Source organism: Labilithrix luteola, assembly GCF_001263205.1.
GTDB classification, from domain to species: domain Bacteria; phylum Myxococcota_A; class Polyangia; order Polyangiales; family Polyangiaceae; genus Labilithrix; species Labilithrix luteola.
On the sequence record NZ_CP012333.1, the window covers coordinates 10943678 to 10958658 of the forward strand.

A 14981-nucleotide genomic window follows, 5' to 3' on the forward strand; every position below is an offset into this window, starting at 1 on the left:
ACGCAACGGCTCAGAGGACCGGATAGATCTGGCGCGGCGTCGTGTAGGGCCACGCGTTGATGAGCGTAGAGCCACCGCCGAGGGATCCCTGGAAGCTCCAGCCCCAACCGAAGACTTTGTCCTGCGTCGTTCGAGCAAACACAGCGCCGCCTGCTCCGACGACGAGTTCGAGGACGATGAATGAGGGCTTGTCGGTGTTTGGAACGGTAATCGGCACAGCGAGGCTGCGGTTCACCTTGTCCGGCTTGCCATCGGCCAGGAGGCCCTGCGCGAGCTGTCCGAGACTGTTTGCGCCCCATCCGTGCACGTTGCCGTCGGTGTCGACAGCGATGCACGTGAAAGCATCCGCCCACAGGCTTTCGACCTTGGTGAGCGGCACGGCGACAGACGTCTCCGTTGCGAGCGAGACCAGCACCGGAGCGGGCAGAGCTGCGTCCGTGGTTGTCCCGTTACCAAGTTGTCCGTTGTTGTTTTGTCCCCACGCAACGACGGTTCCGTCAGCCTTCTTTACGAACACTGCGTAGTTGCTGCTCGCGATGGAGGCGCCGACGACTCCAGGGACCTCGGTCGGCGTCGGATGGGACAGTGCGTCCGCCGCTCCAGCGCCACTCTGGCCATTCGCGTTGCTGCCCCAGACCCACACCTTACCGTCAGCCGTGAGAGCGACGGAATGTGCGGAGCCCGCCGAAATCGCGATGACGTTCGTAAGGCCGCGAACGGGCGTCGGAACGTTCGTACCGGTTCCTTCCGAGATACCGAGCTGGCCCTTTGAATTGCTGCCGAATGCGAGGACCGTACCGTCTGCGCGGAGGACGAGAGAGTGATTGAAGCCCGCAGCAACGGCGACGGCGTCCGAGATCCCGGGTACGGTTGCCGGCGCTCGACCGCATGCCGTGTTCAGCTTCGCTCCGCAATCGGCAGGTGTGTCGTAGCCGAGTTGGCCAGTGTCGTTGGCTCCCCAGGTGCGAACGGTGCCGCCTTTGGCAAGCGCGATCATGAATGTCTGGCGCGACACGACCGAAACGAGATCGGGCGCAGCCTGCTCGTACATCTTGGGCAAAATGACGTTTTCGTCCGAGCTCCAAGTGCCAACGAGCGTTCCGTTTCCGAGTTGACCGAGCTCGTTGCGTCCCCACGTGAAGAGCTTCCCGTCCTCGAGCAAAGCCCCCTGCGCATTGCCGGTCGCAACGCGACGGCCGTAGTACGCCGAGCGGATTGCCTTCACCTCGTTGCCCGCAGCGTCCTTGGCGGTGAGCTCGACGGTGTTCGCTCCAGGCGTAGGAACGAACGTGAACGAGAAGGTGCCGTCCGCGTCGACCGGCACGGTTACGGGAACGCCTGCCCCGACGATGTACGAGAGCGACGTCACCCCAACGTCGTCTTTCGCCGTGCCGGTGACCACGACGACCCGCTCGTCGATGACGCGATCCTCGCGCGGCGAGAGAATCTCGAGGGTCGGCGACGTCTCGTCGGCAGGTGCTGCGTCCTGCCCGGTCCCAGAGTCCTTCTCCGTCGGAGCTTCGCTGTCGTTGGCGGTCCCGGCGTCCCTCGACGTGCTCGGCGTCGTGTTCACGCCAGAGTCCGGGGTCTCGTCGGTCGACGAAACGTCCGAGGCGGTGTCGTCGTCGTTGCACGCAACGACCACCGACAGAGAGAGGAGCGAGCCGAGAACGAGGCACACCGGGGTGAGGCGCATGCCCGCTTTCTACTCGATACAGAAAATCATTTTCAACAAGAACCCACGGACGATTCGATCAATTTCTCCCGCCTCGAACCGCGCCCACACCGCGCGATATCTCAATTAGCAACGGCGGAGCGCCACTTCGGTCGGACCCGGCTGCTCGCGCCCGCGAAATTCAGGCCTATCGCGCGCCTCGTACACAATCTTCAACAATCACTCACGCAACCAACATGACGCGAGGCTCTGCAATTGCAAAATCCGACAACGCGCGTCGCTCGCCTGCGAGCAGCGACGAGCCTGCGTTGTCCACGGAGGCGGCAGGTTCCAAATGGCGGCGAAGTTGGCGGTCGCTCGCTCCGTTCAAGACGCCATCACTCATAGCCCTGCGGGACGTTACGGAGCTGCGCGTTCACGTCCCAGTCCGCCGGTCGAGAACGTGGACGGAACCACGGTGCGCCCTTGGCGAGCCAAGCAGAGCGCACACACGTGGCGGCCTCTGGCGAGCAATCCTCGTATCCGAACTCGGTTCCGCAGCAATCGCAGATATCAAAGGACGCGCAGTTGCCGCCATCTCCCCAAGGCGGGTCCGATTGCTCGAGTCCGCACACGCGGCAATGCATCTCTCGCTCGGTCACGACGGACATCCAACGCCGCGACGATAACCTGCCCTCGACAGATGCCGAGGCGAACCGTCCGCGATGTCGCGCCCGTCCTTCGATTCGGCGCACCGAAAGCCACCTTCGAACACACGACGCGCGTGGTGAATCCTAGTGACGGTCGCGCTCGCCGGTTGCAATCGGCAATTCACGAGCACGTTACGCGACTGCACGCTTCGCGCTGGTCTATTGCGCGCGCCGGCGCCCCGGCGACCAACACGCGTGCACGGCGCGCACTTTCCCCGAAACGGACCATGCATCCGAAGCAGTTTCGTATCCGTACCGCTCTTGTTTCGAGCGCTCTCATCGGCGCCATCTTCCTTCCGAGCTGCAGTGACGACTCGAATCCGAACAACGCGACGCTTGCGGGGGACGATGCGGGTTCGACGATCGACGACGCTTCCCCCCAGGAGCCCGGCCGTGACGCCGGCAAGGACGCCGCGAACGGCGGCGACAAGGATGCGACGCCGGGCGAGGACGACGCTGGGCGCGACGCCGAGGCCGACGCTGACGCCGAGACGCCCGCGCCAACCGGACGCTGGACGACCGGCGATCTGCACGCGCATACGTTCCAGTCCGATGACGCGCAGGTGTCGCTCCAGGCGCTCCTCGATCTCGCATTCACCAAGTACGGCCTCGACTGGATGACCGTGTCGAATCACCTTCGCCTCGAAGGCCGTGACAACACCGGCGTGAGCTACCCAGGCGGCTCGATCCCGTTCTCCAAGGGAATGGCGAATTACGAAGCTCCGTTCATCAAGGCCCAGCTCGACGCAGGCAAGTACTCCGGAAAGGTCATCTTCTCGGGCTTCGAGTGGGACATCCCCACGCACGACCACGGTGGAATCGGCATCCTCGGTGACGTCCCGATGTCGGCGACGTCGCTCAAGGCCGTCAATCAATTCGAATATCTCTTTACGAACCGCGACGCTTCCCTCTTCGACCCGGCGGATGTCGCCGCGTGGAACGAGAAAGACGCGCGCGCGTATTCGACACACGCCGACTCGGTGGCCGCCATCAAATGGCTGAAGTCGCATTTCCCGACGACCAGCTACATGGCGATCAACCACCCTTCGCGCAACACGGGGAAATACACGATTGCGCAGCTTCGTGAGATGAACGATGCCGCCCCCGACATCGTCTTCGCCCTCGAAGGCATGGTCGGCGGACAGATGGAGCCGGACCGCGGCGGCTACACGACCGCTTACGTCAAAGCGAACCTCCCGAATCGCACGTACGGCGGTGTCGACTACATGGTCGCGAAGCTCGGTGGCGTCTGGGACGCGCTCCTCGGCGAGGGACGTCACATCTGGAACATTGCCGACTCCGATTTCCACTTCCAGACGGCCCAGGGCATTTACAGCAGCGGGTACGCGCCCGGCGAATATGCCAAGAACCACGTCTTCGTCGACGGCAAGGACATCTTCGCCGTCCTGAAGGGCTTCCGCTCCGGCAAGGCGTTCGGCACCTACGGCGATCTCATCGACGCGCTCGACTTCACCGTGAAGGGCAAGACGGCGACCGCGGACATGGGCTCGGAGCTCACGGGCAAGGCGGGCGATGAGATCGAGATCAAGATTCGCTTCCGCAGCCCCGATCACAACAACTACGAGTATCCGCTCGGCAGCGGGAACTCGGCATCCGTGCGACCGAACGTGAATCACGTCGACCTCATCGTCGGTGACGTGACCGGCCGCGCCGCGCCCGGCACCGCCGCATACGACGTGGCGACGAACAGCTCGACGAAGGTTCTCGCGCGCTTCACGAAGAACGACTGGACCGTCGACAAGGACGGCTACTGCGTCGTCAGCTACAAGGTGAAGGCCGACAAGAGCCAGTACTTCCGTCTGCGCGGAACGAACCTCGGCACCGACGTCGCGGGCGAGACGGTCAACGGCGAGCCGCTCCCCGATGCCAAGATCACGGTCACCGAAGACCAGGCTCGCTTCGACGCCATCAACGCGCGCAACTACAACGATCTGTGGTTCTACTCGAACCCGGTGTTCGTGACCGTCACTCCCTGACGCCCTGAAGCGCTGACTTCGCGGCGCCCATCCACGAGAGCCTCCCAGCTCGCTGCCGGGAGGCTCTCTTCGTTCCGGCCGCGCGTGCGAACTCGCCCGCGAAGGTCGGGGCGGCGGCGCAGCGCGCGAGAGGCTCTACGTGCAGGCCCGCGTCGGCTATTCTGTCGTCGTACCCGATGAGCGGCAGCAAGCAGCATGGACCTTCGGACAGCCGGCGGCGTCGGCCTTCGCGATCTGCGCTCGCCGCGTTCGCTTGCGCCGTTGCCTGCAGTCTCGTCGCCTGCAACCTCGTCGTCGGCGACGCGTTCGACGTGAAAGCGGCCAACGAGGCCAGCTCGATGCAGGAAGGCGAGGCAGGTGGCTCGCTCTCCGAAGCCTCGTCGGGCGACGAGCCTTCGGACGAGCCCATCGACGCGGCGCACGACGTTCAGCCGTCGGGCCGCATTACCTTCGTCCAGGCGGCGAGCACGAATACGTTCAACACGCCGGCAATCTCGATCTCCACCACGCTCTCCGCCGTCAAGCAGGGGCACACCCTGATCGTCGCACTTCAAACGAGCTCGACGAAAATGACCGTGACGATCGGTCAACAAAAGTGCTCCCCCATCATCGTCGCCGGCCCGGGGAATACGAAGTTGGCGCTCTATTCGGCCTTGAACGTCGTAGACGGGGACATCACCATCAACGTCGAATTCGACTCGGCGACCGGCGCCCTACTCATGGTTCACGAGTATTCGGGCATTACGGGGCCCGCCACCTCCAACGGCAAGTGGGGAACCGGCACCGCGCTCGATACGGGCGACGTCGAGGTCACCGGAGGCAATCAGCTCCTCTTTGCCTACGCTCGGTGCAATACCGGCGTCTCGACGACGCCGAGTCCCGACTTCACGGTGCGTCAGACCGAACAGGGCAATCTCTCGGAGGACCGCGTCGTGAGCAGCCCCGGCATGTACGCGGCAACGCTCACCGCGGCGGGCGATACCGGCGGTGGTGAATGGACTGCCGTTCTGGCGGCCTTCAACGGCGTGGGTCAATAGCCGAAGTGACACTCGCCAATCCGTAGGACTGACGTCACTCGTCCTTGGTCGTGTCGAGGAGCGTACGAAACATCGTCATCAGCCGTTCCGAACTCGACGCGACGGGCTCGAAGAACGCCGCATCGGCCTCTTCGACGGCCACGACCGCCTTTCGAGCCTTGGCTCGACCTTGCTCGGTCACCGCGATGGCCTTGGCGCGCGGATCGTCGGGGTGCTCTTTGCGCACGATCAGCTCGGCCGCCTCGAGCGCACGAACGACCTGCGAAGTGGTCATCGGATCGATTCCGGACAGCTCGGACAGACGCGCCTGCGTCAGCGTCTCCTCCTCGCCGAACCACGTGGCGGTCGCCAGGAGCACGAACTGCGCATGGGTGATTCCGAAGGGCTGGAGCGCCGAACGCACGCGCCGCTGCCACGCGTTCGACACCTTCCACAGGAAAAAGCCGGGGCTCACACCGGGCCCCGCGACGCGTGAAGGAAGAGGACGGGAACCAGCCGACTTCGATTTCATGCCGCGTGCGACTCCGGAATGACGCCGCTTCGCACACCCATGGCGGAGGCAATGACCGCGAGGTCGAGCGGCGAAAGCGGGAGATGCCCACGACGTAGCGCCATTCCCCAATTGGGGCGAGCACATAGTTCCAGGCGATCTTGAATGTCGCTCAACGCCACGTGCTCCGCAGGAAGGTAGCGCACACGACGACGATACGGAACGAAGCCTCCGCCCATGTCGAACGAGAAGACCTCGTCGTCTTCGATGCGACCGATCGCGGTGAACGCGCGAAGCGGCGAGCCCCCCATCTCCAGACTCGGCGAGTAATAGACGAGCCAATCACCACGCTTCATGCGACGAAGCGGTGCGGCCTTGCCGTGGCAGAGCTGCGCGAAGCTGCCTGCGACGCCGCGCTGGACGTGCGCACACGACACGACGCCGAGCCAGGCGCTCACGAGCTCTTCTCCGCGGCGAGGGCGGCAAGCGAGGCAAGCACCTCGGGGAAGTCGGCCGAGATGGCCGGACCGATCTCCGACGCCTCCGGTCCTCGGGCATCGACGGCATAGGTCACGCGCGTTCGTCCCGAGGCGAGCCGTTCGATGCGGTGAGCAACGCGGACGACGAGATGGCCAACGCACGTCTCGTCGGTAAAGCCTTCGTTCTCACGAACGTCGACGAGCTTCGAGCGGAAGGCCTCCTGGCCCGGCGGCTTCATGGTGAACCACGTGCCATCGGCGAAAGGTCCTTCGACCTCGATGGTCTCGATGCCCGAGTTCCAGCTCTTCCACGATGGAACCTCGCGGAAGATGGCCCACACGACCTCCGGTGCGGCGTCGGTCTCGATCGAGTGCTCGGTCTGCCAGGTGCTCTGCGTTTCTCTCATCATAAGTACACTTATAATAAGCAGACTTATTGTCGTCAAGGAGCTCTCCGACGATCGCGATGTGCCCTTGGCTCAGCCGAGCGGGATACCCAAGCGCTCGACGAGCCGCGTTCGGCTGCCGCGCACACCGTCTAGCCACATCGAGCCATCGACTTCGCGACTTTCGATGCGCGGACCGCGACCCGGGACGACTCCTCGTGCGGCAGCACGATCTGGCATGGGCTCCGCAATTGTCCACCGCAGGCCGCCCGCCATGCGTCGAATCACGCTACCGCCCAGCGTTCTGGCTCGACCGTCTCTCGCGCGTGGAGGCTGGTCGTGAATCGATCGCGTCTCGCGCTCGTCGTCTTCTCTGCGAAGTCGTTCGCGGCCGCGCTGCTTGCGTTCGCCATCGCCGCGCGGCTCGACCTGCCGAATCCCTATTGGGCGTTGGTGACGGTCTACGTCGTCAGTCAGCCGCTCTACGGCATGATTCGGTCGACGGGGACGTACCGCGTCATCGGCACCGTGCTCGGCGCCGTCGCGACCTGGGTGCTCGTTCCGAATCTGGTGAACGCGCCGGAGCTCCTCTCGCTGGCCATGGCCCTCTGGGTCTCCGGATGCCTGTTCGTCTCGCTCCTCGACCGAACGCCCCGCGGCTACGCCTTCGTGCTCGCCGGCTACACGGCGGCGATCATCGGATTTCCCTCGGTCACTCACCCCGAGTCGCTGTTCGACACGAGCATCGCGCGTGTCGAGGAGATCACGCTGGGGGTGGTGACCAGCACCGTCGTTCACGGACTCTTCGCCCGCGGCGCCGTCCACACGGTCATCGTCTCGCGCATCGACGCATTCCTACGCGATGCCGAGCGCTGGGTTCTCGATACGCTCGAGGGGCGACGAGGCTCGGCGGCGGAGAAGGACCAGCAGCGGCTCGCCGCCGACGTCACGCAGCTCGGTGTTCTCGCGGCCCATCTCCCGTTCGAGGCCCCGCAAGCCCGAGAGATCACGCGCACGATCGCAGCCATTCAGAATCGAATGAGCGCGCTGTTGCCGCTCGCTTCGGCGATGGAAGATCGCCTGGTGGCGCTCGCGTCGATCGAAAGCGAGAATACCGACGAGCGACGTGAACGGATGGTCGCGCTCGCGACATGGGTGCGCAAGCCCAACAGCTCGTATCGCGAAGCGGTCGTGCTCGCCCGATCCTGCCAGGATCTCGCCGAGCGCCGCGCCGAGACAGGGACTTGGGAAGGCATGCTCGATGCGAGCCTCTTCGTCCGCGCGGCAGAGTTCGTGTATGCGTGGCAAGACTGTCGCGACTTGCGCGTTCATCTGCGAACGCCCGGAACGCAGCTCGCTCGGCGCCTCGCGCCTCTCCTCGACGACAGCCTTGCACGGGCCGTCCATCGCGATGCCGGGCAAGCCATCGTCTCCGCCTCGGCGGCAGGCCTCGCCGTGCTCGGGATCTCCGTCACGTGGATTACGACGGCATGGCCGGAAGGCGCCGGAGCAGCGCTGACCGCGGCGCTCTATGCGTGCGCCTATGCCGCGCGACCGGATCCCGTGCCGTCGCTCCAGACGGCGCTCGCCGCCACCGTGCTCGCCTTCGTCTTCGTCGCCGTCTACACGTTCATCATCCTGCCGAGCATCGACGGCCTCCCCATGCTCGCGATGGTGTTGGCCCCAACGTATCTCGTCGCCGGAGCGCTTGCCGGTCAGCCGCGATGGGCGCGATGGGCAGGGCCATTCCTCATGAACCTCAACGCCACGCTCGCCCTCCAAGGGACGCTGCGCGCCGACGTGGGTTCGTTCGTCAATAGTGTCATTTCCCAAGTCGTGGGCTTTCTTGGTGCGATCGTCGCGACGAGCATCGTGCGCGGCGCCGGCTCGAGTTTCACCGTCACGCGCGTGATGCGCGCGGGATTTCGAGAGCTCGCGCGCTTGGGCGAAAGGCCTCAGAGTCGCGCGGTCTACACGGCCAAGATGATCGACCGCGTAGGCCTCCTCGTGACCGCAGGCGCGTTCTCCGACGAGAGTGACGAGCTCGCGCGTCGAAGCGCGCTCCTGGATCTCCGGATCGGCCTCAACGTCATCGACCTCCTCGGCTCGGAGCTCGCCACCGAAAAGGCCGCGAAGAACGCGATCGACCGACTCGTCGAGGCACTCGGCAAGTACTTCGCCGGTCTCGCCAAAGGCCGGCAGGCCGCGCCGCCCGACCAGCTCCTCGAGCGAATCGATGGTGCGATTGGCGAGGCCGTGCACCCGGAGTCGAAGCCCAAGATCCCTCTCGCGCTCGTGGCCCTGGTCGGCCTGCGCCGCGCGCTCTTCCCCGACGCCGCTGCCTACGCGGAGGCGAAGGCGTGATTCACGAGACGAGCATCGTCGGGCTGTTCCTGTCGCCCCTCCTGGTCTCGGCGTTCTTCGCGCTGGTGGCTAGCTGGAGCCTGCGACGATTTCTGCGTGCGTTCGGCATGTATCGCTACGTGTTTCACGGAGCGCTCTTCGATCTGGCGCTCTACGTCATCCTCTGGTCGGCCATTTCCAGCCTTTGGGAGATCGCGTCGTGAAGCGCCCGCCTCCCCTCGCCGTCCGGATCGCCGTCACCACCTTGGTGGTGGCGCTCGCGATCTTTGCCGGATGGCGCATGTGGGTCCACTATCAGGTGGAGCCCTGGACACGCGACGGACGCGTGCGCGCCGAAGTCGTCCAGGTGAGTGCCGACGTCGCCGGTCTCGTCGAATCGGTCGACGTGGTCGACAACCAACGTGTCGTCGCCGGACAGACCTTGTTCGTCATCGATCGCGCCCGCTTCGACCTCGCCGTTCAGCGCGCCGAAGCCGCACTCGTCGATCGCCGAGCGGCATTCGCCCAGATCAAACGCGAAGTGGCGCGTAATCGCGAGCTCGGTGAGCTCGTCGCCGCAGAGGAAAACGAGCAAACCGTCTCGCGCCTCCAGCAGGCCCAGGCCGCCGTCGATCAAGCGGTTTCGGCGCGGGATCTGGCGAAGCTCGATCGTGAGCGGGCCAACGTCCGCGCGCCTTCGGACGGACTCGTCACCAACCTCTCGCTCCGCGCCGGTGATTATCTGCAGGCCGGCCATCAGGCGCTCGCGCTCGTCGAGGAAAAGACCTTCCACGTCGACGGCTATTTCGAAGAGACGAAGCTGCCGCGGATCCACGTCGGAGATCGCGTGGCCATTCGAATCATGGGGGAGCGCACCACCATCTATGGCCACGTCCAGGGCGTGGCGAGCGGCATCGAAGATCGCGAGCGCGCCCTCGGAGCCGACTTGCTGCCCAACGTGAATCCCACGTTCAGCTGGGTTCGCCTCCCCCAACGCATTCCCGTCCGTGTGACACTCGATGGCGTTCCTTCTTCGATTCGTCTCGTCTCCGGACGCACGGCGACGGTCAACGTGCTCGGCCCCGATCCTGAGCGACCGGCAGCCGATGCCAAGGAGATACGGCCATGAACCTGCGCCACACCGGTGCCGGCCTGTCGATGCTCGTCGCGCTCGCGGCGCTCGCGCCCGCCTGCAACGTCGGTCCTGATTACAAAGGACCGCCGAAAACGGCCGTCATCCACCGCCCCACGGCGCAAGCCGTGTTCGTGAGCGCGAACGATCCCTCGCTGTCGACCGGTGCCGCCAACGAGGGGCCTTGGTGGCAGCTCTATCAAGACCCGGTGCTCGACGAGCTCGTCATGGCAGCCTTCGCGGCCAATACCGATTTGCGCGTGGCTCAGGCCAATTTGGCGCGGTCGCGCGCAGCCCTCATGGCGGTTCGCGCGGGTCAGCTGCCGCAAGTACGCATCGATTCCGCGGTTCGTTATGGTCATATTTCGGGAGAGTCGGTTCTTCAATTCGAGCCCGTGCCGGCAGCCTGGCTCTACGACGCCGGCATCGACGTCTCGTACGAGATCGATCTCGTGGGCAAGCTTCGACGAGGCGTCGAGGCCGCACGCGCCGAAGACGAGGCCGTCCAAGCCGCCGTCGATCTCACACGCATCACCGTTGCGGCAGAGACCGCGCGTGCCTACTCCGACGTCTGCGCGATTGGCCACGAGGTCGGCGTTGCGCGCTCCTCCGTCGAGCTCGAGGAAGAGGTCGACGACGTCACGCGACGGCTCGTCGACGCCGGCCGCCGCAGCACCCTCGACCTGACGCGCTCGCAAGCCGAGCTCGAGCGGCTGCGTTCGCTTATCCCGCCTCTCGAAGCCCGCCGCAACATCTCGCTCTTCCGCCTGGCCGTTCTCACGGGAAAGCCCCCCGCCGAATTTCCGCGGACGGCCATGGGGTGCGAGCGCCCTTTGCGCCTGACAACACCCATTCCCGTCGGCGACGGGGCCGCCCTCTTGCGCCGACGCCCGGACATCCGTCAGGCGGAGCGCTCGCTCGCCGTCGCCACCGCCAAGATCGGTGTCGCCACCGCCGAGCTCTATCCGAGCGTGGGCCTCGGGCTCGGCGTCGGCGGCCTCGGTCTCCTCGACCACATCGGCCAAGCCTCCACGATTCGCGTGGGCGTTGGTCCGTTCATCTCGTGGAACGTCCCCAACGTGAGCCTGGCGCGGGCGAAGATCGCGGGCGCCGAAGCCGATGCGAACGCCGCCCTCGCCCGCTTCGACGCCGCCGTCCTCAACGCGCTGCTCGAAACCGAGAGCACGCTCACGACCTACGCGCGCGACCTCGAGAGTCACCAGTCGCTCGAACGTTCACGCGACAAGAACGGCGAAGCCGAGCAGCAATCGCGCGTTCTCTACACCGGCGGCCGCGAGGGCTATCTCGACGCCCTCGACGCCCGCCGGAGCCTGGCCAACGCCGAATCCACGTTGGCGCGGTCCGAGACCAAACTCTCGACCGACCAGATTCAACTCTTCCTCGCCCTCGGCGGCGGCTGGCAAACGAACGAAGAGGAGAAGGAGGAAAAGTAGTTCGCCGTCGACGTGGCTAGGACCAGCCCTCGAGGACGATCTTCCCGATGGTGGTCCCCGACTCGATCTGCGCGTGCGCTTCCCGAAGAGTCCGAGCCGAGATGGGGCCGCGTCGGTCCCGCATCGTCGTGCGGATATGGCCGGCGTCGATCGACCTTCCCAGCTCCTCGAGAATTCGACCTTGTTCGGCCATGTCGCTCGTCTGGAATCGTGGACGCGTGAACATGAGCTCCCAGACGACGCTCGCGGACTTCGTATGGAGAGGTGCCATGTCGACGGGCTTCGTCGAAGGCACGATGAAGGCAATCACGCCTTGCGGAGCGACGAGCGTGGTCAAAAGGTCGAAGTACGGATCCGTATCGGCCGTACAGAGAATGAAGTCGACGGAGGACAGTCCGAGGTCGGAGAGCTGGGACGGAAGCTCGCACCGGTGATCAAGCACGTGGTCGGCTCCGAGCTTCCTGCACCATTCCTTCGATTCCTCACGGCTGGCGGTGGCGAGCACGGTCGCGCGCGTGGCGGTCTTGGCCACTTGAATCGCCATCGACCCAACGCCCCCCGCCCCGCCGACGACGAGCAAGCTCTTGCCGAGGCTCGCATCGCCCCGCCCGACGTGCATGCGTTCGAAGAGGGCCTCGTAAACCGTCAATCCCGTGAGTGGCATCGCCGCCGCCTCGGCGAAATCGAGACTCTTTGGTTTCGGTCCTACGATGCGTTCGTCGACAAGGCAGAATTGGCTATTCGCCCCGGGACGTGTGAGGTCCCCCGCAAAGTACACCTCGTCGCCGACCGAGAATCGAGACGCATCGTTTCCTACGCGCACGACGACGCCGGCGGCGTCCCACCCGAGAACGACCGGTGACGAGCCGGGAGGCCTCGTCCGTTTGCGTACCTTTGCGTCGGCAGGATTCACCGATACGGCACGCACCTCGACGAGAACGTCGCGCGGTCCGGGCACGGGAACGGGTAACTCGACGTCGACGAGAGCGCGCGACGACGAGATGGCGAGAGGTTCGGGAGAGATGATGGCCTTCATGACGACTCCTGACATCCGCTCAAGGCCGACTCGCTTCGACGTACGCAGCAGAGTCTTCGTAGAAGTGATATTCGCGAATCTTGCCTTCTTCGATGATGCACTTCAGCGCCCAATCGCTGCGAAACGGTTTTCTCGTCGACTTCAGCTCGTGTGTGAAGCTTCCACTCGCGAAGACGACGTTGCCCTCACCGACGACGTGATCGACCGCGAAGGCACGCGTGTCGAAGGTGGCCCCCAACGCTTTCACGAAGTCGTTGACGCCTTCGGTTCCGGAGTAGGTGCCATAGAGCCCGCCGTCAGCACGCCCGCCCTGTCGCACGGCCGTGATTTCGGCGTGAGGATGAAACGAAGCGACGACACCCTCGACGTCGCCCTTGCCGAACGCAGCGAAGAAGCCTTTGACGACGTCGGAACCGTTCGATTGCGTATTCATGATGGCGGGAGACTCTTTCGGCGGTTGGGAAGGGAACATCCGAGAGACGAGAGAATCAGGTCCGCGAGAGCCATCCGAAGCAGGCGGCCGAATCCGTATCGCCCACCTTCGTTCGACGCACTCGTCTCACCCACAAGGTGACGCGACGCCCGGCTCCCAACAACGAGCGTCTACGCATGCCCGACTTGCGAAAACGCAATCGAGCTGCTGGGATCGTCCGCCAAGCAACGTGGCACGAATCTCCCCCATGCTCCGCCCGCAAGACTTTCGCGACATCCTCGTCGTCTCACGCCAGCGCTCGCTCAAGGCCGCCGCCGCCGCGCTCGACATCGACGCTTCGACGATGGGGAGACGACTGGAAGCCATCGAGGCTCGCTTTGGCTCGGCGCTCTTCCGCCGCGGCGCGCAGGGAATCGAGCTGACCGACGACGGCACACTCGTCGCGACCGCAGCCGAAAAGATGGAGGCCGTGGAGCTCGCGTTCGAGCGTGATCTGGTGGCCCGAGAACGCCAAAGGGTGAACGGAGTGGTCGTCACCTCGGCCGAATGGGGCGTCTCGATGCTCACGCCATTGCTCGTCGCTCTCGGCCGCGAGCACCCTGACGTGCAGCCTCGCCTACGCATCGAGAACCGCGCGCTCGACCTCACGCGCCGCGAGGCGGACATCGCGCTCCGGATCGGTCGCCCCAAAGAGAAGTCCCTCGTCGGCCGCCGCGTCGGGGTGATCGCGTATGGCCTCTATGCGTCGTCGAGCTATCTGGCCGAGCACGGCGCTCCGCGCGCCTTGGACGACCTATCTCGCCATGCCTTCTGTTCGTTCGACCAAACCTTCGCGAACACGCCGCACGTCCGCTGGCAGGCCTCCGTCACCAGCGGTGCCCGCATCACGTATCAGACGAACAGCATGCTCTCGCTCGTCGAAGCGGTCGAAGCCGGCGCCGGCATCGCCACACTCCCCCGCATCCTCGCCGACCGTCGACCAGCGCTGAAGCGTGTCCTCCCCGACCTCGCCGCTATCGAGCGAGACCTTTGGCTCGTCTTCCACCGGGATCTTCGCAAGTCACGCTCCCTCCGAGCGGCCGTCGACGCCCTGCTCGAGAAGGTGAAACCGCTCTTTTCCTCGACGAGCCAGCGCTGACCCCACCGACGAAACGCCTGCCAACTCATCGACGGTCCGATGTTCGCGAGGCGGGCACCTTTGGCCCTGCACGATCATCTCTCTGAAGAACGAGCGCTCCAAGCGCGGTCGTGGCCATCGACACAACGACCGCCGAAACACCCGGGGCGAATACATTCGCGCAGATGATCGCCGCAAACAGAATCGCCAGAACAGCGACCATCTGCCATGCCGTGAGCTTCATGGAGTGCTCCTTCCTCGATCCTCGATCCTCGAACCGTCTCTTTCTCGACCGTTGGCACCATGAGCCGACGGTAAGACAGTGATCTCCACGCCCAACGAAACGACCGTCGCCCGCCGTGTGAACGCGACGAGCGACGGCGCGGTACGGATGCGGTCATATTCGAACGAGATGTTCCCTTTTGAGTTCGATCGGGAATTCCTTCCCAACCGACAATGCTCCGGGAGCCCGCCCAGTCGATCATTCGAAGAACCAATCCGTCGTTCCCCGCATCCCAGCCATCGAATCCGCGTCGTTCCGAAAGCGCCCCCATCGAAGGAGCGGCTCGTCGGCGGAGAGGCGTGTTTCGAGCAGCGTCTTCATCCAGAGACGAAACTGCTGCTCGCCGGCTTCGCGCAAGACGCGGCTCAGCACGCCGGCGCGAACCTGCTCGATGCGTGCGTCGGCGCTCACTAGCGCGGCCTCGAAAGGC

The 14981-nt window shown here is 65.0% G+C and carries 16 protein-coding genes; 7 read left to right on the top strand and 9 right to left on the bottom strand.

Annotated features, from left to right (window positions below):
• Positions 1-10 precede the first annotated feature (10 nt).
• Together AKJ09_RS47175 and AKJ09_RS47180 are read right to left on the bottom strand one after the other, a co-directional pair.
• Entirely contained in the window at positions 11-1696 is a 1686-nt protein-coding gene (locus tag AKJ09_RS47175; protein ID WP_146654424.1) for an RCC1 domain-containing protein, read from the bottom strand.
• 356 nt (positions 1697-2052) lie between these two features.
• Complete coding sequence (locus AKJ09_RS47180; protein WP_205633980.1) at positions 2053-2316, bottom strand: hypothetical protein; 264 nt, start codon at positions 2314-2316, stop codon at positions 2053-2055.
• 275 nt (positions 2317-2591) lie between these two features.
• On the opposite strand from AKJ09_RS47180, the gene AKJ09_RS47185 reads away from it, so the two are divergent.
• Both AKJ09_RS47185 and AKJ09_RS47190 read left to right on the top strand, forming a co-directional pair.
• Positions 2592-4361 (top strand): CehA/McbA family metallohydrolase domain-containing protein, encoded by a 1770-nt coding sequence (locus tag AKJ09_RS47185; protein WP_205633981.1) that lies wholly within the window; start codon positions 2592-2594, stop codon positions 4359-4361.
• 176 nt (positions 4362-4537) lie between these two features.
• A complete protein-coding gene (locus AKJ09_RS47190; protein WP_146654425.1) occupies positions 4538-5398 on the top strand; it encodes a hypothetical protein in 861 nt (286 codons plus the stop codon).
• 34 nt (positions 5399-5432) lie between these two features.
• Here AKJ09_RS47190 and AKJ09_RS47195 read toward each other — a convergent pair whose 3' ends face one another.
• The 3 genes from AKJ09_RS47195 to AKJ09_RS47205 are packed head-to-tail and all read right to left on the bottom strand — an operon-like array spanning position 5433 to position 6777.
• A complete protein-coding gene (locus AKJ09_RS47195; protein WP_146654426.1) occupies positions 5433-5909 on the bottom strand; it encodes a MarR family winged helix-turn-helix transcriptional regulator in 477 nt (158 codons plus the stop codon).
• On the bottom strand, positions 5906-6346 hold the full coding sequence (locus AKJ09_RS47200) for an EVE domain-containing protein (protein ID WP_146654427.1): 441 nt from the start codon (positions 6344-6346) through the stop codon (positions 5906-5908). Before AKJ09_RS47200 ends, AKJ09_RS47195 begins: the two co-directional genes overlap by 4 nt.
• Positions 6343-6777, bottom strand: a complete 435-nt coding sequence (locus tag AKJ09_RS47205) for an SRPBCC family protein (protein ID WP_205633982.1) — start codon at positions 6775-6777, stop codon at positions 6343-6345. The genes AKJ09_RS47200 and AKJ09_RS47205 overlap by 4 nt, the downstream gene beginning before the upstream one ends.
• 315 nt (positions 6778-7092) lie before the next feature.
• Between AKJ09_RS47205 and AKJ09_RS47210 the strand changes: the two genes are divergently transcribed.
• The 4 genes from AKJ09_RS47210 to AKJ09_RS47225 are packed head-to-tail and all read left to right on the top strand — an operon-like array spanning position 7093 to position 11682.
• Complete coding sequence (locus AKJ09_RS47210) at positions 7093-9117, top strand: FUSC family protein (RefSeq protein ID WP_169928515.1); 2025 nt, start codon at positions 7093-7095, stop codon at positions 9115-9117.
• Positions 9114-9320 carry a DUF1656 domain-containing protein gene (locus AKJ09_RS47215; RefSeq protein WP_146654429.1) on the top strand — a complete coding sequence of 69 codons (207 nt, stop codon included), beginning with the start codon at positions 9114-9116 and terminating at the stop codon, positions 9318-9320. Before AKJ09_RS47210 ends, AKJ09_RS47215 begins: the two co-directional genes overlap by 4 nt.
• A complete protein-coding gene (locus AKJ09_RS47220; protein WP_240488870.1) occupies positions 9317-10225 on the top strand; it encodes an HlyD family secretion protein in 909 nt (302 codons plus the stop codon). The genes AKJ09_RS47215 and AKJ09_RS47220 overlap by 4 nt, the downstream gene beginning before the upstream one ends.
• Positions 10222-11682 (top strand): TolC family protein, encoded by a 1461-nt coding sequence (locus AKJ09_RS47225; RefSeq protein ID WP_146654430.1) that lies wholly within the window; start codon positions 10222-10224, stop codon positions 11680-11682. Before AKJ09_RS47220 ends, AKJ09_RS47225 begins: the two co-directional genes overlap by 4 nt.
• Before the next feature lie 16 nt (positions 11683-11698).
• Here AKJ09_RS47225 and AKJ09_RS47230 read toward each other — a convergent pair whose 3' ends face one another.
• Both AKJ09_RS47230 and AKJ09_RS47235 read right to left on the bottom strand, forming a co-directional pair.
• Positions 11699-12718, bottom strand: coding sequence for a zinc-binding alcohol dehydrogenase family protein (locus tag AKJ09_RS47230; protein WP_146654431.1), 1020 nt, complete (start codon positions 12716-12718; stop codon positions 11699-11701).
• A gap of 19 nt (positions 12719-12737) precedes the next feature.
• Positions 12738-13151 carry a nuclear transport factor 2 family protein gene (locus tag AKJ09_RS47235; protein WP_169928516.1) on the bottom strand — a complete coding sequence of 138 codons (414 nt, stop codon included), beginning with the start codon at positions 13149-13151 and terminating at the stop codon, positions 12738-12740.
• 247 nt (positions 13152-13398) lie between these two features.
• Here AKJ09_RS47235 and AKJ09_RS47240 point away from each other — a divergent pair, with 247 nt between their 5' ends.
• Entirely contained in the window at positions 13399-14289 is an 891-nt protein-coding gene (locus AKJ09_RS47240) for a LysR family transcriptional regulator (RefSeq protein ID WP_169928517.1), read from the top strand.
• A 25-nt stretch (positions 14290-14314) separates the two neighbouring features.
• On the opposite strand, the gene AKJ09_RS47245 is transcribed toward AKJ09_RS47240, so the two are convergent.
• Positions 14315-14512, bottom strand: coding sequence for a hypothetical protein (locus AKJ09_RS47245; protein WP_146654434.1), 198 nt, complete (start codon positions 14510-14512; stop codon positions 14315-14317).
• A 237-nt stretch (positions 14513-14749) separates the two neighbouring features.
• A complete protein-coding gene (locus AKJ09_RS47250) occupies positions 14750-14962 on the bottom strand; it encodes a hypothetical protein (RefSeq protein WP_146654435.1) in 213 nt (70 codons plus the stop codon).
• Positions 14963-14981 lie beyond the last annotated feature (19 nt).

Excerpts from the sequence above, each read along its gene's own strand:
- AKJ09_RS47240 (WP_169928517.1), top strand. The coding sequence starts at position 13,399 with ATGCTCCGCCCGCAAGACTTTCGCGACATCCTCGTCGTCTCACGCCAG.
- AKJ09_RS47235 (WP_169928516.1), bottom strand. The coding sequence starts at position 13,151 with ATGAATACGCAATCGAACGGTTCCGACGTCGTCAAAGGCTTCTTCGCT.
- AKJ09_RS47185 (WP_205633981.1), top strand. The coding sequence starts at position 2,592 with ATGCATCCGAAGCAGTTTCGTATCCGTACCGCTCTTGTTTCGAGCGCT.
- AKJ09_RS47245 (WP_146654434.1), bottom strand. The coding sequence starts at position 14,512 with ATGAAGCTCACGGCATGGCAGATGGTCGCTGTTCTGGCGATTCTGTTT.
- AKJ09_RS47175 (WP_146654424.1), bottom strand. The coding sequence starts at position 1,696 with ATGCGCCTCACCCCGGTGTGCCTCGTTCTCGGCTCGCTCCTCTCTCTG.
- AKJ09_RS47195 (WP_146654426.1), bottom strand. The coding sequence starts at position 5,909 with ATGAAATCGAAGTCGGCTGGTTCCCGTCCTCTTCCTTCACGCGTCGCG.
- AKJ09_RS47225 (WP_146654430.1), top strand. The coding sequence starts at position 10,222 with ATGAACCTGCGCCACACCGGTGCCGGCCTGTCGATGCTCGTCGCGCTC.
- AKJ09_RS47230 (WP_146654431.1), bottom strand. The coding sequence starts at position 12,718 with ATGAAGGCCATCATCTCTCCCGAACCTCTCGCCATCTCGTCGTCGCGC.
- AKJ09_RS47190 (WP_146654425.1), top strand. The coding sequence starts at position 4,538 with ATGAGCGGCAGCAAGCAGCATGGACCTTCGGACAGCCGGCGGCGTCGG.
- AKJ09_RS47205 (WP_205633982.1), bottom strand. The coding sequence starts at position 6,777 with ATGATGAGAGAAACGCAGAGCACCTGGCAGACCGAGCACTCGATCGAG.